This is a genomic window from Massilia glaciei, assembly GCF_003011895.2.
Lineage (GTDB): Bacteria > Pseudomonadota > Gammaproteobacteria > Burkholderiales > Burkholderiaceae_D > Telluria_A > Telluria_A glaciei.
Genome location: NZ_PXWF02000244.1, coordinates 1 through 21,006 on the forward strand (window position 1 = coordinate 1; position 21,006 = coordinate 21,006).

The 21,006-nt window shown below is 66.4% G+C and carries 18 protein-coding genes; 7 read left to right on the top strand and 11 right to left on the bottom strand.

What is annotated here, in order from left to right; genetic code table 11:
- Both C7C56_RS16015 and C7C56_RS16020 read right to left on the bottom strand, forming a co-directional pair.
- Positions 1-833 (bottom strand): HD-GYP domain-containing protein (locus tag C7C56_RS16015; protein ID WP_106758377.1); only part of this gene is annotated, 833 nt, incomplete at its 3' end.
- A gap of 68 nt (positions 834-901) precedes the next feature.
- Positions 902-1,402 (bottom strand): putative toxin-antitoxin system toxin component, PIN family, encoded by a 501-nt coding sequence (locus tag C7C56_RS16020; RefSeq protein ID WP_106758378.1) that lies wholly within the window; start codon positions 1,400-1,402, stop codon positions 902-904.
- A gap of 59 nt (positions 1,403-1,461) precedes the next feature.
- Between C7C56_RS16020 and yaaA the strand changes: the two genes are divergently transcribed.
- Entirely contained in the window at positions 1,462-2,232 is a 771-nt protein-coding gene (gene yaaA, locus C7C56_RS16025; RefSeq protein WP_106758379.1) for a peroxide stress protein YaaA, read from the top strand.
- A gap of 85 nt (positions 2,233-2,317) precedes the next feature.
- Here yaaA and C7C56_RS16030 read toward each other — a convergent pair whose 3' ends face one another.
- Positions 2,318-3,118: an outer membrane protein assembly factor BamD gene (locus C7C56_RS16030; RefSeq protein WP_106758380.1), complete on the bottom strand. Its 801-nt coding sequence runs from the start codon at positions 3,116-3,118 to the stop codon at positions 2,318-2,320.
- Positions 3,119-3,259: 141 nt separating this feature from the next.
- On the opposite strand from C7C56_RS16030, the gene C7C56_RS16035 reads away from it, so the two are divergent.
- Positions 3,260-4,219 (top strand): RluA family pseudouridine synthase, encoded by a 960-nt coding sequence (locus C7C56_RS16035; RefSeq protein WP_370660216.1) that lies wholly within the window; start codon positions 3,260-3,262, stop codon positions 4,217-4,219.
- Between the two features lie 47 nt (positions 4,220-4,266).
- Complete coding sequence (pgeF, locus tag C7C56_RS16040; RefSeq protein ID WP_106758409.1) at positions 4,267-5,118, top strand: peptidoglycan editing factor PgeF; 852 nt, start codon at positions 4,267-4,269, stop codon at positions 5,116-5,118.
- A gap of 11 nt (positions 5,119-5,129) precedes the next feature.
- On the opposite strand, the gene C7C56_RS16045 is transcribed toward pgeF, so the two are convergent.
- Positions 5,130-5,399 (bottom strand): hypothetical protein, encoded by a 270-nt coding sequence (locus tag C7C56_RS16045; RefSeq protein WP_106758382.1) that lies wholly within the window; start codon positions 5,397-5,399, stop codon positions 5,130-5,132.
- Positions 5,400-5,440: 41 nt separating this feature from the next.
- Here C7C56_RS16045 and phaC point away from each other — a divergent pair, with 41 nt between their 5' ends.
- The 4 genes from phaC to C7C56_RS16065 all read left to right on the top strand — a co-directional run bounded on the left by phaC (position 5,441) and on the right by C7C56_RS16065 (position 11,187).
- Positions 5,441-7,186 carry a class I poly(R)-hydroxyalkanoic acid synthase gene (phaC, locus tag C7C56_RS16050; RefSeq protein ID WP_106758383.1) on the top strand — a complete coding sequence of 582 codons (1,746 nt, stop codon included), beginning with the start codon at positions 5,441-5,443 and terminating at the stop codon, positions 7,184-7,186.
- A 187-nt stretch (positions 7,187-7,373) separates the two neighbouring features.
- Entirely contained in the window at positions 7,374-7,925 is a 552-nt protein-coding gene (phaR, locus tag C7C56_RS16055) for a polyhydroxyalkanoate synthesis repressor PhaR (protein ID WP_106758384.1), read from the top strand.
- 308 nt (positions 7,926-8,233) lie between these two features.
- Positions 8,234-9,646 (top strand): 30S ribosomal protein S12 methylthiotransferase RimO, encoded by a 1,413-nt coding sequence (gene rimO / locus C7C56_RS16060; protein WP_229458812.1) that lies wholly within the window; start codon positions 8,234-8,236, stop codon positions 9,644-9,646.
- A gap of 371 nt (positions 9,647-10,017) precedes the next feature.
- A complete protein-coding gene (locus C7C56_RS16065; RefSeq protein ID WP_106758385.1) occupies positions 10,018-11,187 on the top strand; it encodes a cystathionine beta-lyase in 1,170 nt (389 codons plus the stop codon).
- A gap of 218 nt (positions 11,188-11,405) precedes the next feature.
- Here the strand turns inward: C7C56_RS16065 and C7C56_RS16070 are convergent, their stop codons facing one another.
- From C7C56_RS16070 to C7C56_RS16095, 7 genes are all read right to left on the bottom strand, one after another.
- Positions 11,406-11,765 carry a DUF4870 family protein gene (locus C7C56_RS16070; RefSeq protein ID WP_106758386.1) on the bottom strand — a complete coding sequence of 120 codons (360 nt, stop codon included), beginning with the start codon at positions 11,763-11,765 and terminating at the stop codon, positions 11,406-11,408.
- Between the two features lie 70 nt (positions 11,766-11,835).
- Positions 11,836-12,279: a thioredoxin TrxC gene (gene trxC / locus C7C56_RS16075; RefSeq protein ID WP_106758387.1), complete on the bottom strand. Its 444-nt coding sequence runs from the start codon at positions 12,277-12,279 to the stop codon at positions 11,836-11,838.
- Positions 12,280-12,303: 24 nt separating this feature from the next.
- A complete protein-coding gene (locus tag C7C56_RS28230; protein WP_146204511.1) occupies positions 12,304-12,816 on the bottom strand; it encodes a hypothetical protein in 513 nt (170 codons plus the stop codon).
- Between the two features lie 89 nt (positions 12,817-12,905).
- Positions 12,906-13,748 carry a phosphoserine phosphatase SerB gene (serB, locus tag C7C56_RS16080; protein ID WP_106758388.1) on the bottom strand — a complete coding sequence of 281 codons (843 nt, stop codon included), beginning with the start codon at positions 13,746-13,748 and terminating at the stop codon, positions 12,906-12,908.
- Positions 13,749-13,766: 18 nt separating this feature from the next.
- A complete protein-coding gene (gene mfd / locus C7C56_RS16085; RefSeq protein ID WP_106758389.1) occupies positions 13,767-17,213 on the bottom strand; it encodes a transcription-repair coupling factor in 3,447 nt (1,148 codons plus the stop codon).
- Positions 17,214-17,438: 225 nt separating this feature from the next.
- On the bottom strand, positions 17,439-18,380 hold the full coding sequence (locus C7C56_RS16090; protein ID WP_106758390.1) for a 5'-nucleotidase: 942 nt from the start codon (positions 18,378-18,380) through the stop codon (positions 17,439-17,441).
- 59 nt (positions 18,381-18,439) lie between these two features.
- Complete coding sequence (locus C7C56_RS16095) at positions 18,440-20,860, bottom strand: penicillin-binding protein 1A (RefSeq protein ID WP_229458813.1); 2,421 nt, start codon at positions 20,858-20,860, stop codon at positions 18,440-18,442.
- Positions 20,861-21,006: the final 146 nt, after the last annotated feature.

Genomic DNA, 21,006 nt, shown 5'->3' on the forward strand with positions numbered 1-21,006 from the left:
GCGGCGTCGGCGCGCCGCGCGACCACGGCCAGCGCGCCGCCGTCGAGGCGCACCAGCGTGCCCGGCGGCGTGGCGCCGAGCCGCGCCTCGAACAGCGCGACAAGGGCGGCGTCGCCCGCGCCCGGGTGGTCTTCGCGCAACTTGCGCAAGGCCTCGTGCGCCAGCAGCGAACGGCGGTAGTTGCGCGCCGAGACGTAGGCGCAGTAACGGTCGGCCAGCGCGATCAGCCTGGCCTCGCGCGGCACCGCCGCGCGCGCCGCGCCTGCGGGATAGCCGCTGCCGTCGTCGTTCTCGTGGTGCATCAGGACGCAGGCGAGCCACGCCGGGTCGGCCACGCCGGCCGCGCGCAGCAGGTCGGCGCTCTCGAGCGAATGGCGCCGCAGCGCGTCGCGTTCGGCGCCCGACAGGGTGTCGCCCTGGTAGCTGCCGCGCTGGTCGAGCATGCCCGCGTTCATGGTCAGCGCGGCCGCCACCACGCTGTGCAGCGACGCCGGCGCGGCCGCCGGGGCGGGCCAGACGAGCGCCACCACGATCGCCGTTTCGACGCAATGGCGCACCACATACAGGCCCGCGATCTGGTTCAGGAGGATCGCCGCGAGCGCGATGTCGGGGGCGCGTTCGACGGTGGCGGCCAGATCGCGCGCGAGCGCCATGCCGGTCTGTCCGGCGTCGCTGGCGGTGCGCAGCCCGCGCAGCAGCATCTCGAGGCGCTTGGCGTGTTCGTTGAGGGCATGCAGGACGGAGGAGGGGGCGCCGGCCCCGGGGCGCGGGCAGGCGGCCGGGAACGGCTCGGCGCGGGCGGAATCGGGCAGCGTGGGGCGACTGGTCGTCATGGCTGTTTCCTGGGCGGGGGGTGAGGCCGGTATGGGGGCAGTCAGTATAGGCGAAAACGGCGGCCGGTTTAAAGCGCGGGTACGATGCCGCGGGGCCCCGCGGCGGGTGGTCCGGGCGGCGCCGCCGCGGCCGCCTCGGCCCTGACCCAGGCTTCCGGCAGCATGATGCTGAACATGCCGGCCTGGGCGGTCTTGCGCGCCAACCGCAGCAGCGCCTTGTCCTTGGTGATCAGGATCGCGGCGCCGCCGTCGCGCGCCACCTCGAGGAATTTCTGGTCGTCGCGGTCGCTGCACACGGGCAGGCGCGCCGGCTGTTGCGGCGGCGCCACCACCTTGATCAGGGCGTCGAAGCGGGCGCCGGCTTTGGGGCGGCTGTGCTCGTCGAGCGGCAGGTGGGCGTAATGGAGCACCACCAGGTATTCGGCGCGGCAGTCCTCGCGCGTGATCGCCTCGAGCGCGCCGCTCTCGAGCGCGGCGAGCAGCGCGGCCCAGCGCGGATCGTGGAACACGAACAGGTCGAGGCAGACATTGGTGTCGATGACGATGCGTTTTGTCGGAGCGGGTATCATGTCGGCACTATACTTTCTTGTTCACTTTTTTAATACCCTGTTCGCTTGATTGAAACTTTATGCTGATTGTCCTGTCGCCCGCCAAAACGCTCGACCTTGAAACGCCCCCGACCACCAAACTGCACAGCACGCCCGATTTCCTCGACCGTTCGAGCGAGCTGATCGAGGCCCTGCGCGCCTACTCGCCGGACCAGCTCGGCACCCTGATGGGCATCTCCGACAAGCTCTCGGCGCTCAACGTGGCGCGCTACGCGAGCTGGAACACCGGCCCCGCCGACGGCCGCCAGGCCATCATGGCCTTCAACGGCGACGTCTACGCCGGCTTCGACGCGCGCAGCCTCAAGCCGCGCCAGCTGGCCTACGCGCAGGAGAGCGTGCGCATCCTGTCGGGCCTGTACGGCGTGCTGCGCCCGCTCGACCTGATCCAGCCGCACCGCCTCGAAATGGGCACCCGGCTCGCGACCGCCCATGCCAAGGACCTGTACGGCTACTGGGGCGAGGCCGTCACCGGCGCGCTCAACGGCGCGATCGCGGCCAGGAGCGCCGGCGCGCTGGTCAACCTGGCCTCCGAGGAATACTTCAAATCGGTCAAGCCGGAACTGCTGTCGGTACCGGTGATCACGCCGACCTTCCTCGAGTGGAAGAACGGCAAATACAAGATCATCTCGTTCTTCGCCAAGCGCGCGCGCGGCCTGATGGCGCGCTACGCGGCCGAGAAGGGCGTCACCGACCCCGAGCAACTCAAGCGCTTCAAGGTAGACGGCTACGCCTTCGACCGCGCCGGCTCGGACCACGCGCACTGGGTGTTCCGGCGCAAGGCCGCCGCCTGATTCGGCGGCGGCGGGGCGAAAAAAAAGGGACCGACTCGCGTCCGTCCCTGGTTTTATTTTCCCTGCTCGGCGTTTCCGATCCCGCTTAAAGCTTCTTCCAGAACTTCCACCAGGCAACTTCGGCGCCAGGCTTCAGGAATTTGCTGTCAGGGAAGTTTTTCAGGAGGATGCGCTTGGTGTCGTCGCGCAGCACCGTCATGTCCATCTTGTCGTAGTTGAGCATCATCAGGAACAGCGCCTCCTCGACCGCCGGGGCGTCGCGGTAGTCGCGCACGGCGCCCTGGGCGCGGTTGAGCGAGGCGAGGTAGGCGCCGCGCCGGTAGTTGTAGTTGGCCACGTGCACCTCGTACTGGGCCATGGCGTTGACCAGGTAGTTCATGCGCGCGATCGCATCGGGCGTGTAGATGCTGTTCGGGAATTTATCGACCAGCACCTTGAACGCGGCGAACGCCTCGCGCGTGGCCTTCGGATCGCGCTCGGTCGGGTCTTGCTCGTAGATGACGCTCAGGAAGCCGAGCTGGTCGTTGAAGTTGATCAGGCCGCGCAGGTAATACATGTAGTCGACGTTGGCATGGTTCGGGTGCAGCTTGATGAAGCGCTCGACCGCCGCCAGCGCCAGCGCCTGGTCCTGGGCCTTGTAGTGGCCGTAGGCGATCTCCATCTGCGCCTGCGAGGCGTAGGTGCCGAACGGGTAGCTCGATTCGAGGCGCTGGAAGTTCTTGATCGCCGACTCGTAGTTACCGGTGTCCATGTCGGAGCGCGCCTCGGCGTATAATTTCTCCGCGGGCCAGTTTTTGGTCTCGTCTGTTTTTTCCGGCAACAAGCTGCACGCTGACAAACTCAGCAAAACACATGTGATTACGACTGAAGATAATTTTTTTTGCATAAATTGTGCAGAGAGTATTAACCGAGATTCAACGAAAGGCTGATTATAGCCGATGGGACTGCTGTGATATTAACTCCAACGCCGAATTCGGCGGATTTACCCCTAGACACCGACTTCGACGACGACACCGAGCTCGACTTTTTGCCGGTCGCCCCCGGCATCGACTTGTCGCCGATCACGCTCGAACTGACACCGGCCGCCTGCGGCCACCGGCTCGACAAGGTGATCGCCGGCCTGGTCCCGCAATTTTCGCGCAGCCGCCTGCAATTGTGGTTCGACGCCGGCCATGTGCTGGTCGACGGCAAGGCGGCGCGCGGCAAGGATACCGCATATGGCGACGAGACGGTCGTTATCGTGCCACAAAGCGCGCCCGAAGACGAGGCCTACACGCCCGAGGACATCGCGCTCAACATCGTGTTCGAGGACGAGCACATCATGGTGGTCAACAAGCCGGCCGGGCTGGTCGTCCATCCGGGCGCGGGCAACTGGTCCGGCACCTTGCTCAACGGCCTGCTGCACCACTGCCCGCAGCTGGCCGGCGTGCCGCGCGCCGGCATCGTGCACCGGCTCGACAAGGACACCAGCGGCCTGATGGTGATCGGCAAGACGCTCGCCGCCCAGACCGACCTGGTGCGCCAATTGCAGGCGCGCAGCGTCAAGCGCGAGTATTTCGCGCTCGTGTGGGGCACCCCGCAACTGAGCAGCACGATCGACGCGCCGATGGGGCGCCACCCGAAGGACCGGGTCAAGATGGCCGTCTCAAGCAACTTCTCGGCCAAGCCGGCGATCACCCACTACCAGCGGCTGGCCACCGGCATGCTCGACCGCCGACCCGTCAGCCTGGTCCAGTGCCAGCTCGAGACCGGGCGCACGCACCAGATCCGCGTGCACATGCTGCACATCGGCTACGCGCTGGTGGGCGACGCGGTGTACGGCAAGCAGCACCTGACGCCGGTGTTCCCGCGCCAGGCGCTGCAGGCGCGCCGGCTCGGCCTGGTGCACCCGGACTCGGGCGAGCAGTGCGAATGGATCGTGCCGCTGGCCGACGATTTCGCCGAGCTCATCGCCAAGGCCGGCATCGACGAACCAGAGCGGGCCTGATGCCGGGCCCCGCCATGGGCGCGCCCCCGTCGCACCCAATGCATCCCATGCACCCGCTCGACCCGTCGCACCCGCTGCCGCTGGTGCGGCCCGACTGGCCCGACGCGCCGGCCGGGGTCGGCGCGGCGGCCACCACCCGCCGCGGCGGCGTGAGTGGCGCGCCGTACGACGACGGGCGGGGCGGCGGCGGCCTGAACCTGGGGCCGCATGTGGCCGACGACCCGGCCGACGTGGCGCGCAATCGCGCCATGCTGGCCGCGCGGCTGCCGGCGGCGCCGGTCTGGATCTCGCAGGTGCACGGGGTGGCCGTGGTCGACGCCGCCCTGGTCGCACCCGGCGCGGCGCCCGAGGCCGACGCCAGCATCGCCAGCGTGCCCGGCGTGGTGTGCGCCGTGATGACCGCCGATTGCCTGCCGGTGCTGCTGGCCGACGTCGACGGCAAGGTGGTGGGCGCGGCCCACGCGGGCTGGCGCGGGCTGGCCGCGGGCGTGCTCGGGGCCTCCGTGGCGGCGATGCGCGCGGCCGGCGCCGGCGAGATCACGGCCTGGCTGGGACCGGCGATCGGCCCGCGCCACTTCGAGGTCGGGGCCGAGGTGCGCGAGGCCTTTGTGGCCGGCGCGCTCGACGCGGCCGAGGCGCTCGCGCTGGCGCGCGCGTTTCGCCCGTACGCCGGGCGCGAGGGCAAGCGCGAGGTCAAGCGCGAGGTCAAGCGCGAGGTCAAGCGCGAGGTCAAGTACTTGGCCGACATGGCGGCGCTGGCGCGCTGCTTCCTCGCGCGCGACGGCGTGCTGCGCGTGTCGGGCGGCGACGCCTGCACGGTGACCGACATGGCACAGTTTTATTCCTACCGCCGTGACGGCGTCACGGGGCGTCAAGCAAGTTTGATTTGGATCAAGTAAAAGGCGGGTAATTAACCAATACTTGCGTCATTGTTGGGCTGGGACTTGGGCGCCGACGGCGGCGCCGACGCGGTTGCGGCCCTGGCTGCGGCGGCCTTGGCTGCCTCGGCGTTGATCCTGGCGCGGCGGCGGCCGGAGCCGGCCAGGTAGTTCAAAATCGACAACGGCAACACGCAATAGAATAAAAAAGTCATAATTCCGGCTCCGATGGTGGTGGCGTCCGCCTCCACCACGGCCATCAGGCCGACAACAAAAATCCAGGCAACAAACACGATCCACATACGCAACCTCTATCAAAAACATTCAAAAAATGGACGCACAGATGAACATGCCCGATCCCCAAGAAGTGGCCAACGCCTGGATGTCGCAGTTTAGCGACCCCGCCGTCTGGCAAACCTGGTTCAAGCTGCCCGACCAGGCGGCCCCGGCCAATCCGCTCGCCGGCATGCTCAAGGATAGCGGCGTCAAGGTCGACCCGGTCGCGCTCGCCGCGCTCGAGGCCGACTACCTGGCCAAGGTCGGCGCATTGTGGCAGGATTTCATGTCGTCCAACCTGGCGCCGCCGGCCGACCGCCGCTTCGCCGCGCCCGAATGGCAGGCCAATCCGATGTCGGCCCTCGCGGCCGCCTCCTACCTGCTCAACGCGCGCTTTTTGACGGCGCTGGCCGAGGCGGTCGATGCGCCGGCGCGCGAGCGCCAGAAAATCAGCTTCGCGGTGCAACAGATGGTCGACGCCATGTCGCCCGCCAATTTTTTGGCCACCAACCCGGAAGCGCAAAAGCAACTCATCGAGACCAAGGGCGAGAGCCTGAGCAAGGGCCTGGCCAACCTGCTGTCCGACATGCAGAAGGGCCGCATTTCGCTGTCGGACGAGTCGGCCTTCGAGGTCGGCCGCAACGTGGCGACCTCGCCCGGCGAGGTCGTGTTCGAGAACGCGCTGTTCCAGTTGATCCAGTATACCCCGAGCACCGCCACGGTGCACCAGCGCCCCCTGCTGATGGTCCCGCCGTGCATCAACAAGTTCTACATCCTCGACCTGCAGCCCGAAAACTCGCTGGTGCGCTACGCCGTCGAGCAGGGCAACACGGTGTTCCTGGTGTCGTGGCGCAATCCCGACAAGTCGCTCGCGCACACGCGCTGGGACGACTACGTCGAGACGGGCGCGATCAAGGCGCTCGAGGTGGCGCGCGAGATCTCCGGCGCCGCGCAGGTCAACGCCTTCGGCTTTTGCGTCGGCGGCACCATTTTGAGCACGGCGCTGGCGGTGCTGGCCGCGCGCGGCGACCAGGCCGCCGCCAGCGTGACCTTGCTGACCACCTTGCTCGACTTCGCCGACACCGGCGTGCTCGAGGTCTTCATCGACGAAAGCCAGGTCGCCCAGCGCGAAAAATCCCTGGCCGCCGGCGGCCTGATGCCCGGACGCGACCTGGCCACGACGTTCTCGGCGCTGCGCCCGAACGACCTGGTCTGGAACTACGTCCAGTCCAACTACCTCAAGGGCAAGGAGCCGCCGCCGTTCGACTTGTTGTACTGGAATTCGGACAGCACCAATCTGCCGGGGCCGATGTTTTGCTGGTATCTGCGCAACACCTACCTCGAGAACAACCTCAAGGTGGCGGGCAAGCTCAACGTCGCCGGCAGCGCGGTCGACCTCGGCGCGATCGACGCGCCCGTGTTCGTCTACGGCTCGCGCGAAGACCACATCGTGCCCTGGCACGCTGCCTACGCCTCGATGCGGATCCTCAACCCCGGCAACGCCAAGGCCAACCGCTTTGTGCTGGGCGCCTCGGGCCACATCGCCGGCGTGATCAATCCGGCCTCCAAAGGCAAGCGCAGCTACTGGACCAACGATGCCAAGGCCAAGGGCGGCAAGGGCGCCAAGCCGCCCGAGCAGGACGCCTGGCTCGAGGGCGCGACCGAGCACAAGGGCAGTTGGTGGCCCGAGTGGGCGGCCTTCCTCGCCGAGCACGGCGGCAAGGACGTCAAGGCCCGCACCAAGCTGGGCAACGCCAAACACAAACCGGTCGAGGCGGCGCCGGGGCGCTATGTCAAGGTGCGCGCGGATTGAGAGGCTGAGTGGCGGTATTGACGTTTGGGTGCGCTGCAATAAGTGCGGCGCGCCGAAACGGAATGTGGTATTTTTTGGAGTATCCACTCTATAATGCGGGGAGCAGGCTTGACACCGGCGGACCGAAGTTCGCTTTTTCTTACGGCAGCATTCAAAATGCGTTGCGGCGCAATAAGTGGAACTTGAGATGAGTAGTGGAAAAAAAAGCACCGAACGCCTGATTAAAAAGTATCCGAATCGTCGCCTGTACGATACGCAGACCAGTTCGTACATCACGCTCACCGATGTCAAACAGTTGGTGCTCGACGCCGACGAATTCACCGTCATCGACGCCAAGTCGAACGAAGACCTGACCCGCAGCATCCTGCTGCAGATCATCCTCGAAGAAGAAGCCAACGGCGCGCCGATGTTCACCAGCGTGGTGCTGGCGCAAATCATCCGCTACTACGGCCACGCGATGCAGGGGATGATGGGCTCGTATCTCGAGAAGAACGTGCAGGCGTTCACCGACATCCAGGACAAATTCACCAGCGGCCACGCCGGCAACGTCGAGGGCAAGCCGTTCAGCCCCGAAATGTGGACCCAGTTCATGAACGTCCAGGGCCCGATGATGCAGGGCATGATGAACAACTACATCGACCAGAGTAAGAGCCTGTTCGTGCAGATGCAGGAGCAGATGCAGAGCCAGAGCAAGAACATTTTCGGCGTATTCCCGTTTCCGCCGGTGGACAAGAAGTAAACCGTTGTTGGGTGGTAAATTTAATAAATATCCGCGCCCTAAAAATATCAAGCACATCGTCCTCGCGGAGGCGGGGATCCATAGGGCGGTAGCTTAGAGCAACTGTTCCATGGGTCCCCGCCAAGGGGGGCGCCGAGCCCGAGGACGACGTTGGTTTGGTGGTCGGGTACGATGGGGGCGGCGATTCCTGCCGCAGTCCGTGCGCTGCCCGCGCTGCCCGCGCGCCGGCGCCGGCGCCCTCATTTGGCCCGGCCGCGCCCTTGCCGTCGTATAATGGAGGATTAGCCTGCCTTCACGTCGCCTCCACCATGTCCGAACTTCGCCGCATCCCCGTCCCTTCGTCCGCTCCAGCCCCGCTGGTCACCGCGCCCGTGGCCGCCCCCAAGGTCGGTTTCGTCTCGCTCGGCTGCCCCAAGGCGCTGGTCGACTCCGAGCAGATCCTGACCCAGTTGCGCGCCGAAGGCTACGAGACGGCCAAGTCCTACGCCGGCGCCGACCTCGTCATCGTCAACACCTGCGGCTTCATCGACGCCGCCGTGCAGGAGTCGCTCGACGCGATCGGCGAGGCGCTGGCCGAAAACGGCAGGGTCATCGTGACCGGCTGCCTGGGCGCCAAAAAAGACGCCGCCGGCGACGACATCATCATGAAGGTGCACCCCAAGGTGCTGGCCGTGACCGGGCCGCATGCGCTGGCCGAGGTCATGGACTCGGTCCACCTGCACCTGCCCAAGCCGCACGAGCCGTTCTTCGACCTGGTGCCGTCGCAGGGCGTCAAGCTGACCCCGAAGCACTACGCCTACCTCAAAATCTCCGAAGGCTGCAACCACCGCTGCAGCTTCTGCATCATCCCGTCGATGCGCGGCGACCTCGTCTCGCGCCCGATCGCCGACCTCATGCTCGAAGCCGAAAACCTGTTCAAGGCCGGCGTCAAAGAGCTGCTCGTGATCTCGCAAGACACCAGCGCCTATGGCGTCGACGTCAAGTTCCGCCTGGGCTTCTGGAACGGCCGCCCGGTCAAGACCCACATGACGCAGCTGGTCGAGGCGCTCGGCGAGCTGGCCAAGTCCTACGGCGCCTGGGTGCGCCTGCATTACGTCTACCCGTATCCGCACGTCGACCAGATCATCCCGATGATGAGCGGCGGCCATGTGCTGCCGTACCTCGACATCCCGCTGCAGCACGCCCATCCCGACGTCCTCAAGCGCATGAAGCGCCCGGCCAGCGGCGAGAAGAACATCGAACGCATCCAGACCTGGCGCGCGATGAACCCGGACCTGACGATCCGCTCGACCTTCATCGCCGGCTTCCCCGGCGAGACCGAGGCCGAGTTCGAGTACCTGCTCGACTTCCTCAAAGAGGCGCAGATCGACCGCCTCGGCTGCTTCGCCTATTCGCCCGTCGAAGGCGCGACCGCCAACCTGCTGGCCGACCCGGTGCCCGAAGAAGTGCGCGAGGAGCGCCGCGCGCGCGTCATGCTGCTGCAAGAGGAAATCTCGGCCAAGCGCCTGCAGGCCAAGGTTGGCAAGACGATCCGCGTGCTGATCGACGAGGTCAACCGCACCGAGGCGGTCGGACGCTCGTCGGCCGACGCCCCCGAGATCGACGGTGTGGTCCACATCAAGCGTTCGCTGGTGCCGGGCAAAAAGTTGACGGTGGGCGAATTCGCCGACGTCACCGTCACGTCCTCCGACGCGCACGACCTGTGGGCGTCGGTCGCCTAGGAGCCTGTCGGACTTAGGATCGTCGGCTGCAAAAAGTGCTGGACGGGCCATATTTCGCCGCTTTCTCGGCCAATAGCTCGCTATTGGCCCTGCGAAATCGTCAAAACCTGTCCTCGCCCAGCACTTTTTTCGCTTCGACTCCCTAAGTCCGACAGGCTCCTAGGACGGTGGTGATGGCGGCGGCAAGGCCCATTGCCTTGCCCGCCGCCTTGCAGGGCCGGGCCGCATGCTCCCCGGCCACCTCGCGCTGCCGTCGCGCGCACGATTGACCAATGCCGCCGCAAGAACGCCCGCCGCCGGCATAGAATGGTCGCGCGCCGGGCCGCCTGAATGCCGCCGGTCCGGTTCCGCACTTCGATCCCGAGGCGCCCATGAACCAACCCACGCGCTCCCAGCAAACCGCCCTGGTCCACAACGACTACCGCGCCCCGGCCGGCTTCGACGCCTTTCCGACGCCGGTCCACCGCGCCTCGACGGTGCTGTTCAAAAATGTCGAGGCCATGCGCTCGGAGCGCTGGAAGGACAAGAGCGCCTACACCTACGGCCTGCACGGCACCCCGACCACCTTCACGCTCGAGGCGCGCCTGGCCGCGATCGAGGACGGCCGCTTCTGCCTGCTCGCGCCGAGCGGCTTGGCCGCGATCGCGATGGTCAACTTCGCGCTGCTCAAGACCGGCGACGACGTGCTGCTGCCCGACAATGTCTACAAGCCGAACCGCGACCTCGGCAAGTGGCTCGGCAGCGACTTCGGCATCAGCGCGCGCTACTACGATCCGCTGGCCGGCGCGGCGCTCGCCGACCTGATCTTGCCCAACACCAGGCTGGTCTGGACCGAGGCGCCCGGATCGGTGTCGATGGAGGTGCCGGACCTGCCGGCCATCTGCAAGGCGGCGCACGAGCGGGGTGTGCCGGTAGCGCTCGACAACACCTGGTCGGCCGGCCTGGCCCTGCGCGGCTTCGCGCGCGGGGTCGACATCATCATGCAGGCGCTCACCAAATACCAGTCGGGCGGCTCCGACGTGCTGATGGGCGCGGTGATCACGCGCGACGCCGCGCTGGCCGGGCGCATCGCGCTGGCCCATGCGCGGCTCGGCCTTGGCGTGGGCGCGGACGACGCCTACCTGGTGCTGCGCGGCCTGCCCAGCCTGAAGCTGCGCTTCGCCGCGCACGACGCCGGCGCGCGCAAGGTGGCGGCCTGGCTCAAGGGCTGTCCCGAAATCGCCAGGGTGCTGCACCCGGCGTTCGCCGACTGCCCGGGGCACGCGATCTGGCGGCGCGACTTCGACGGCGCCGGCGGCCTGTTTTCGGTCGTGTTCGACGCCCGCTACAGCGAGCGCCAGACCGACCGCTTCGTCGACCGGCTCACGCTGTTCGGGATCGGCTACAGCTGGGGCGGCGCCAACAGCCTGGTCATGCCGTACCGTATCCAAGCGCTACGCGAGGACTGGCAGGGCGCGGGCATTCTGGTGCGGTTCAACATCGGGCTCGAAGACCCCGACGACCTGATCGCCGACCTCGCGAGCGCGCTGGCCGTGCTCTGAACGGCACGGACCAAAGAGCAAAAATGTACACATAGAAGCTGACCGCGGGCTGGGGCGACATGGATTTCAACGTCCACATGCCAATAGCTCGCTATTGGCACTGCGAAATCGTCAAAATATGACCTCGTCCAGCGTTTTTTTTGCCTCGACCGTTTCGCTTCGACTCCCTAAGCCCGGCAGGCTCCTAGCCGCACGCAGCGCCGCGGTGTCTCAGCCTCTCAGTCCATCGAGCGGTTGTTGTTTAGGTCGACAAAGCCGCGGATGACGCGGTAGCAGTACCAGATCCACAGGATGGCGCCGAGCAGCCAGCCGAACGGGATGCCGATGATCGTGAAGATCAGGAGCCAGGCGATCGCCATGCCGATCAGATAGATCCAGAAGGTGCGGATCATCCACGAATGGTGGCTGTAGACGAAGGTGCCGACGGTGTCGGGCCGTTTGACGTAGTTGACGATCAAAGGAATGATCGACAGCATTCCGAGCGAAAAGATGATGATCAGCCCGTGCGCCACGTACAAGATGCGCGCGAACTGTTTCGCGTCTTCGGTCCGGCTGTCGGTGGTCAGTTCTGGTGTCATGGGGAGTTCCTCCGGTCAATATTAGCCGATTGTACAGCGATTGTTGCCGAAGGCGCAGCCCGGCTGCGCCCTAGGAAACGCCCGCCTGCGATTTGGTCCAGGCGACGATGCTGCTGGCGTCCATGGCGCCGGCCTGGCGCGCCACCTCGCGTCCGCCCAGGAACAAGGCCAACGTGGGGATGCTGCGAATGTTGTAGCGCGCGCCCAGGTCCTGCACCGCTTCGGTGTTGACCTTGAGCAGGCGCACGCCCGGTTCGAGCTTTTGCGCCGCCAGGTGGTAGGCCGGCGCCATCATCTTGCACGGGCCGCACCATTCGGCCCAGAAATCGACCAGCACCGGGATGTCGTTGCGCGATATGTGCTTGGTGAAGCGGGCGCTGTCGACGTCGAGCGGCTCGGCGACGAACAGCGCGCGCGCGCACTTGCCGCAGGCCGGCACTTGGTCGAGGCGGGCGCGCTCGACCCGGTTGACGGCGTCGCAATGGGGACAGACGATGTGCAGGGGATCGCTCATGGTGTTTTTAACCTTTTCTGATTTTTAATGCCGGCGTCCGCGGTGGCCGCGGTGTGTGTGGTGGCCCCGAGGGCTGAAACGCCCGCGGTGGCCGAGGTATTGCCTGTGCGCGAAGTACTGCCTGTGCCCAAAATGAAGGCTGTGTTCAGCATCCCAGTGGCGCCCGAAATTGAATCCGAGCCCAAGGCTGATGGGCGGCGCGTAATAGTTTTGCTGCGGCTGGTAGTAGTATGGCTGATAACCCTGCTGATAACCCGGCTGATAATACGGCTGATAATACGGCTGATAATACGGCTGCGGATTGAGCCGCGGCCGGTACACTGGCGCCGGGTCGACCGGGCGCGAGGAGAATTCGACCGCCGTCCCATCGGGCGAGCCCGACGCCACGCGCGCGGCGGTGCCGGGCGGCACCGGCGTGACGGAAACGACGCGCCACTCGTGCGGCGCGGGGTTGGTGTTGGTGGCGTAAGGTCCATACGGATCGGTGGCGCATCCCGTGAGCGCAAGCAGCGCTGCAAAAACGATAGGTACTTTCATGGGGCCCTCCTGCTTCAAATGGTATAACTATAAGAAGTTTTAAGGCGCACCGCCCACGAATTACAGCTTGTTACATTTGGGCCGCAGTTCTAGACGAGGATGGTCAGCAGTCCATCGAGGCCGCTGAAATCGAGCGCGACGCTGGCCTGCTCGCGCACCACCGGCTTGGCGCGGAACGCCACCGACAGGCCGGCGATGCCCATCATTTTAAGGTCGTTGGCGCCATCGCCCATCACGATCGCCTGCGCCGGGCTGATGCCCATCTCGCGGCACACGCGCTCGACCGTGCGCATTTTCTCGTCGGCGTTGACGATGCCGCCAACCACCCGTCCTGTCAGCTTGCCGTCGACGATCTCGAGCACGTTGGCGTGGGTGTAGTCCAGATTGAGGCGCGCCTTGAGCCGCTCGGTGAAAAAGCTGAATCCGCCCGACACCAGCAGCGTTTTGAGGCCGGCCGCCTGGACCGCGGCCAGCATCGCCTCGCCGCCCATCGAAATGCGCAGCCGCTCGTCGTAGACGCGCTCGAGCGCGCCCGCGTCGAGCCCCTTGAGCAGGGCCACGCGGCGCGTCAGGCTCTCGGAGAAATCGAGCTCGCCACGCATGGCCGCCTCGGTGATCGCCGACACCTGCGCCTTGAGCCCCTGCATGTCGGCGATCTCGTCGATGCATTCGATCGTGATCAGGGTCGAGTCCATGTCCATGGCGACGAGCTTGAAGTCGCCCAGCGTGCGCCCGGCCGGGATGAAGGTCGCGTCGAGCCCGGCCGCGCGCGCGGCGATGCTGACGGCCTGGCGCGCGGCGGGCGATTTGTCGACCTGCTCGCAGCGGAGCGCGTGCGCGCCGATCGGCACCATGCGCGCGCCGGCATCGAGGGCGGCGACCCGCTTGAGGGTGTCGGGGGTGGCGTTCGGGCCTTGTAAAACCAGGTTCATCATGGGGCGGGGAGCGTTTTACGCTAACAGTTGTTTGATCGTTTGCTTGACCTGGGTCACGCGCGCGGCGAGGTCCGGCATGGCGGCGGTGATGCGCAGCTTGTCCTGGCCGGCCAGCTTGATGTGCTTGTTTTTCTGGATCAGCGCGATGATGCGCATCGAGTCGATGGGCGGGTTGACCATGAACTGCAGGCTGGCCGCCTCGCCGTGGGCGTCGATTTTTATGATGCCGACCGCCTTGGCGGCGATGCGCAGGCGGTGCGTTTCGATCAGTGCCTTGACCGGGTCGGGTAGCTTGCCGAAGCGGTCGATCAGCTCCTCCTGCATGTCGTCGATTTTCTCGGCGCCGTTGCAGTTGGCCAGCCGCTTGTAGATCGACAGGCGCTCGTGCACATCGCCGCAGAAGTCGGCCGGCAGCAGGGCCGGCACGTGCAGGTTGATTTCGGTGGTCGTCGCCAGCGGCGCGGCCAGGTCCGGCTCCTTGCCGGCCTTGAGCGAGCGCACCGCCTCGCTGAGCATGTCGGAGTACAGCTGGAAGCCGATCTCGAGCATCTCGCCCGACTGGTTCTCGCCCAATACCTCGCCGGCGCCGCGGATCTCGAGGTCGTGCATCGCCAAAAAGAAGCCGCTGCCCAGTTCCTCCATCTGCTGGATCGCGTCGAGGCGGCGCTGCGCCTGTTTGGTCAGGCCGCTCACGTCGGTCACCAGCAGGTAGGCGTAGGCCTGGTGGTGCGAGCGGCCCACGCGCCCGCGCAACTGGTGCAGCTGCGCCAGGCCGAACTTGTCGGCGCGGTGCATGATGATGGTGTTCGCGGTCGGCACGTCGATGCCGGTTTCGATGATGGTCGTGCACAGCAAGATGTTGAAGCGCTGCGCGACGAAATCGCGCATCACGCGCTCGAGGTCGCGCTCGTGCATCTGACCGTGGGCGACGCCGATGCGCGCCTCCGGCAGCAGCTCGGTGAGCATCGCCATGCGGTTCTGGATGGTCTCGACCTCGTTGTGCAAAAAGTAGATCTGGCCGCCGCGTTTGAGTTCGCGCAGGCAGGCCTCGCGGATCACCGAGCTGTCTTCGGAGCGCACGAAGGTCTTGATGGCGAGCCGTTTTTGCGGCGCGGTCGCGATGATCGAGAAATCGCGCAGGCCTTCGAGCGCCATGCCGAGCGTGCGCGGAATCGGGGTCGCGGTCAGGGTCAGCACGTCGACCTCGGCGCGCAGCGCCTTGAGCGCCTCCTTCTGGCGCACCCCGAAGCGGTGCTCCTCGTCGATGATGACCAGGCCCAGGCGCGTGAACTGGACGTCCGGCGAGAGCAGCTTGTGGGTGCCGATCACGATGTCGAGCGTGCCGTCGGCCATGCCCTTGATGGCGGTGTTGATCTCTTTGCCGGTGCGAAAGCGCGACAGCTCGGCGATGCGCACCGGCCAGTCGGCGAAGCGGTCGGCGAAGGTTTGCGCGTGCTGCTCGGCCAGCAGCGTGGTCGGCGCCAGGATCGCCACCTGCTTGCCGCCCATGACGGCGATGAAGGCCGCGCGCAGCGCCACCTCGGTCTTGCCGAAGCCGACGTCGCCGCACACCAGGCGGTCCATCGGTTTGCCCGAGGTCATGTCCTTGATGACGTTGGTGATCGCCTCGGCCTGGTCGGGGGTCTCCTCGAAGCCGAAGCTGTCGGCGAAGTTCTGGTAGTCGTGCGACGAGTATTCGAAGGCGTGGCCCTGGCGCAGCGCGCGCCGCGCGTACAGGTTGAGCAGTTCGGCGGCGGTGTCGCGCACCTGTTCGGCGGCCTTGCGCTTGGCTTTTTCCCACTGGCCCGAGCCGAGCGAATGGAGCGGCGCGTCCTCGGGCGAGGCGCCCGAATAGCGCGAGATCACATGCAGTTGCGAGACCGGCACATAGAGCTTGGTGTCCTTGGCGTACTCGAGATGCAAAAACTCGGTCTCGCCTTCGCCCAGGTCCATGCTGGCCAGGCCCATGTAGCGTCCGATGCCGTGGTTGATGTGCACCACCGGGTCGCCGATCTTGAGCTCGGAGAGGTCGCGCACCATCGACTCGACCTGGGTCGCGCCCTCCTGCTTCTTGTTGCCGACTCGCCGACCCGAGCCCGCATAGAGCTCCGTCTCGGTGATGAAGACCAGGTCGCCGGCCGCGTCGCCGTGGAGCGCGAAGCCGGTCTGCAGCGGCGCCACGCCGAGCGCGAGCGGGGCGTCGGATTGGCGGAAACCCTCGAAGCCCTCGACCGGCGCCGGGGCCAGCGCGTATTCGTTGAAATACTGCTGCAGCGTTTCGCGGCGCCCGTTCGATTCGGCGCAGATCATCACGCGCTGCTTGTTTTGCAGCAGGAACGCGCGCAGGTTGGTGAGCGGGTCGTCGATGCGGCGGTTGACGGCGATGTTCGGGATCGGCGCCGACAGCTCCGACGGCACCGAGTCGGCGTCCTTGGTGACGACCCAGCGGCCGTAGGGCTTGGCCAGCGTGAAGAAGTCCTCGTCGCTCAGAAACAGTTCGTCGGGCGCGAGGATGGGGCGCTCGCGGTCGGCCTTGAGGAAGCGGTAGCGCGATTCGGTGTCGGTCCAGAAGCGCTTGATGGCGCCGTCGATGTCGCCCACCAGCGCCAGGCTGGCGCCGGCCGGCAGGTAGTCGAACAGGGTCGCGGTTTGCTCGAAGAACAGCGGCAGGTAGTACTCGATTCCGGCCGAGGCGATGCCGCTGCTGATGTCCTTGTACACCACCGAGCGCGAGGGGTCGCCCTCGAAGCGCTCGCGCCAGCGGCTGCGGAAGGTGGTGCGCGCGGTGTCGTCCATCGGGAATTCGCGCCCCGGCAGCAGGCGCACCTCGCGCACCGGGTACAGCGAGCGCTGGGTGTCGGCGTCGAAGGTGCGGATGGTTTCGATCTCGTCGCCGAACAGGTCGAGCCGGTACGGCAGCACCGAGCCCATCGGAAACAGGTCGAGCAGGCCGCCGCGCACCGAGTATTCGCCGGGCGACATGACCTGCGAGACGTGGGTGTAGCCGGCCAGCGTCAGTTGCGACTTGAGGCGCGCCGCGTCGAGATTTTCGCCCTGCTTGAAAAAGAAGGTGTAGGCGGCCAAAAACGCGGGCGGCGCGAGGCGCACCAGCGTGGTGGTGGCGGGCACGATCAGGACGTCGCAGGCGCCGCTTTGGATCTCGTGCAGCGTGGCGAGGCGCTCCGAGACCAGGTCCTGGTGCGGCGAGAAGGCGTCGTAGGGCAGGGTCTCCCAGTCCGGCAGCAGGTGGCAGGCCAGCTTGGCGTCGGCGAACCAGGGGATTTCGCCGAGCAGGCGCTGGCCGTCGCTGGCGTTGGCCACGACCACGGTGAGCATCTGCTTGCGTGATTTGAGTTCGAGCGCCGCCATGGCCAGGGCGTAGGCGTCCGCTGAACCGTACAAGGTCGGAAGGGCGAAGCGGGTGCCGGCTTTGGGCAGGGATTTTATTAAATCGAAAGGCATGCAGGCGGCGGAGCGGGGTGGGGTTTGGTGGGCTTAATTATAGTCGAACAGGCCACGCGGCGTTGACGCGCCGCCGTCACCACATCGTCCCCGCGAAGGAGGGGATCCATAGATCATTTGTTCATCGGTAAACCAAATGAAATACGCTAGGCTCAACGCAGGCGCACTATGGGGGCAGGCATGCCTCCCCACCAAGGGGGGGCGCCGAGCCCGAGGACGACGTGTTTAAGGCAGTGGCCGGCGGTTGGCGATGCCGAAGGGAACGTGCACCATCGGGATGGTGCCGCCGGGCGAGGCCTTCAAGTGCGTAATCTGGTCGTCGAAGAAAATGTGCGGCTTGAACACGCCGAGCACGCGCGCCTTGTCCATGCCGCCGAGGAAAAACGTCTCGTTGGCCGACACGCCCCAGCTCTTGAGCGTGGTCACCACGCGCTCGTGCGAGGGCGCGTTGCGCGCCGTGATGATCGCGATCCGCAGTATCTTTTTATACGCCGGGTCGCGCCGCTGCATGCGCTCCTCCATGCGCTGCATCATCGCCAGCCGCTGGAACATGTCGGCCAGCGGGCCCGGACGGTGCGGTGTGGCCATGTGCAAGGTCTCGTGCGCGTGGAATTCGTCGAGGTCGTTGTTTCTCTTGAACACGGTCTCGGACTCGTCGTCGGCGATCACGCCGTCGAAGTCGAACGCGACCCGCAACTCGGTGTCCTCGTCCTGGTCGTCGATCGCCGACGGCAGCACCAATCCGGCCGGGTAGTCGGCCGCGATGGCGTTCTTGACATCGTCCTCGTTGGCGCTCAGGAACAGCGAGGCGTTGAAGGCGGGCAGGTAGGTGTAGGGCGACTTGCCCGTCATGAAGGCCGCGCGCGAAATGTCGAGCCCGTAATGGGCGATCGAGCGCATCACGCGCAGACCGGTCTCGGGCGAATTGCGCGAAAACAGCACCACTTCGACCGGCGTCTGGCGCGGGAAGCACTTGTTGATGTTCAAGAAGCGCCGGATGAACGGGAACGCCACCCCCTTGTCGAGGATGACGTCGAGATTGCTCTCCTGGTACTTGCGGTATTCGTCCGGTCCGCTGTCGAGGTAGACCTGGTGCGATGCGGTCAGGTCGAACAGGGCGCTCGAGGCGACCCCGATGACCAGCTTGTGCTCAATCTGAAACGGCATCGTGATCCTTGTTTTGCGGTTGCAATAAAAGCCATTTTAACCGAGCGCGCGCGGCCGTGTCAGTTGGCGTGCGGCAGCTCGATCCGGACCTCGGTCGGCCCAGCCGACGGGACCTGTGGCAGCGGCGGCAATGGATCCGGCGCAGGCGCGTCCATCGGCTCGTCCATCGGCGCGCCGTCCGGATCGCCCGGCGCGCGCGGCAAGTCCCAGGGGTCGACGTCGATCGCGCGGACCTCGGGCTGGCCCAGGTATTCGGTGTAGTTCCAGTCGTCGCCGTCGCGGGTGAGTCCCTCGGGGACCGGGCGCTCCTGCTCGGGGCGTTTGGCCAGCGCCACGCGCATGTAGTCGACCCAGATCGGCATCGCCAGCGTGGCGCCGAATTCGCGCCCGCCGAGCGACCTCGGTTCGGCGTAACCCATCCACGCCACGCCGACCACGTCGCCGCCGTAGCCGGCGAACCAGCCGTCGATGGCGTCGCTGGTGGTGCCGGTCTTGCCGGCGATGTCGGCGCGGCCCAGCTTTTGGGTGGCGGCCGCGCCGGTGCCGTAGCGCGCCACGTCGCGCAGCATGCTGTCGACCAAAAAGGCGTTGCGCTCGTCGATCACGCGCTCGCCGCCCTGGCCCGCGACCGGCGGCGTGGCCTGCGCCAGCAGCTTGCCATTGCCGTCGCGGATGCTGGCGATCAGGTGGGGCTGCACCCGGTAGCCGCCGTTGGCGAACACCGCGTAGGCGACGGCCATCTGCTGCGGCGTGACGGCGCCGGTGCCGAGCGCCATGGTCAGGTTTTGCGGATGGCGCGCCGCGTCGAAGCCGAAGTGCCCGAGGAACTGGTGCGTGAAAGGGATCGAGGCGGCGCGCAGCACGCGCACCGAGACCACGTTCTTCGAGTGCGCCAGCGCGTGGCGCATCGTGATCGGGCCTTCGAACTTGAAGTCGTCGTTTTGCGGCGACCAGGTGTTGCCGGCGTTTTCGCCCGGCAGGTCGAGCGCCTCGTCGAGGATCAGGGTGCCCGGGCCGAAGCCCTTTTCGAGCGCGGCCGAATACACGAACGGCTTGATGGCCGAACCGGGCTGGCGCCAGGCCTGGGTCACGGCGTTGAACGGGCGCATATTGAAGTCGAAGCCGCCCACCAGCGCGCGGTAGGCGCCGGTGTTGGCGTCGAGCGCGACAAAGGCGGCCGACACCTGCGGCACCTGGCTGATGGCCCAGGCCTTTTTGGCGTTCTGGGTGATCCGGATCACCGCGCCCGGCACCAGTTTGAGCGCCGGCTTGGCGTTGGCCCTGAGCGCGGCCGTCGCCAGACGCAGTCCGTCGCCCTTGATCTCGATGATGTCGCCGCCGGCCGTTTCGACCGACACCAGCTTGGGCGTGGCGTACCTGACCACCACCGGGACCAGGCGGTCGACCCGCGGCCGCTTGCCCAGCGCCTCGTCGATCGCCTCCTCGCGCTCGTCGTCGGCCGCGGGCAGGTCGATGAAGCCCTCGGGCCCGCGGTAGCCGTGCCGCAGGTCGTAGTCGAGCACATTGCGGCGCAGCGACTCGTAGGCCGCGTCCTGGTCGGCCTTGCGGATCGTGGTGACGACCACGATGCCGCGCGTGTAGGCCTCCTCCTTGTACTGCGCGTAGACGGCCTGGCGCGCTAGTTCGGCCACGTACTCGGCGCGCGTCTCGAACTCGAGTCCCTTGGTGTTGACGCGCAGCGGCTCGGCCAAGGCCTGGCGGTACTGCGCCTCGCTGATCTGGCCCTGGCTGCGCAGGCTGCGCAACACGCTCATCTGGCGTTGCTTGGCCTTTTTGGGATTGACCGCCGGGTTGTTGCGCGCCGGGTTTTGCGGCAACCCGGCCAGCATCGCGGTCTCGGCGAGCGAGAGCCTCTCGAGCGGCTTGCCAAAATAGGTGCGCGCGGCGCTGCCGAAGCCGTAGGCGCGCTGGCCCAGGTAGATGTGGTTCAGGTACAGCTCGAGGATCTGGTCCTTGTTGAGCGCGCGCTCGATCTTGTAGGCCAGCGCGATCTCGTTGAGTTTGCGCGAGACCAGTTTTTCGCGCGAGAGGAAGAAATTGCGCGCCACCTGCATCGTGATGGTCGAGGCGCCCTCGCGGAAACGCCCGCCCATGTTCGACCTGGCCGCGCCCAGCGCGCGGATCCAGTCGATGCCGCCGTGCGCGTAAAAGCGCTTGTCCTCGATCGCGAGCACGGCCTTTTTGATCATGTCGGGCATTTTGCTGACCGGGATGAAGTCGCGGTGCTCCTCGCCGAACTCGCCGATCAGGACGTTGTCGGCGGTATAGATGCGCAGCGGAACCTTCGGCTTGTAGTCGGTGACGGCGTCGATGTCGGGCACGTTTGGCGCGACGACGATGAAATAGTAGGCCGCCGCGCCGAGCAAGGTGATGACGCCGGTGGCGAACAGCGCGGCAAGCGTGATGAGGACGGTGCGGCGCCTCGGCCAGGTCCAGGAGGAGATGTTCGTTAGGCTCAACTGATGCTTTCAGGGCGGAGCCGGTCGGGGAACGCCGGCCCTACGCAGGAAATTATAAGTCATCGTTCTGCGCGCGCGCAGCCCGGCGATCTCTCGGTGCAAGTTTGTGGGGAAGTACCTCCGGGCGGTACGCGGCGGTGCGCCGC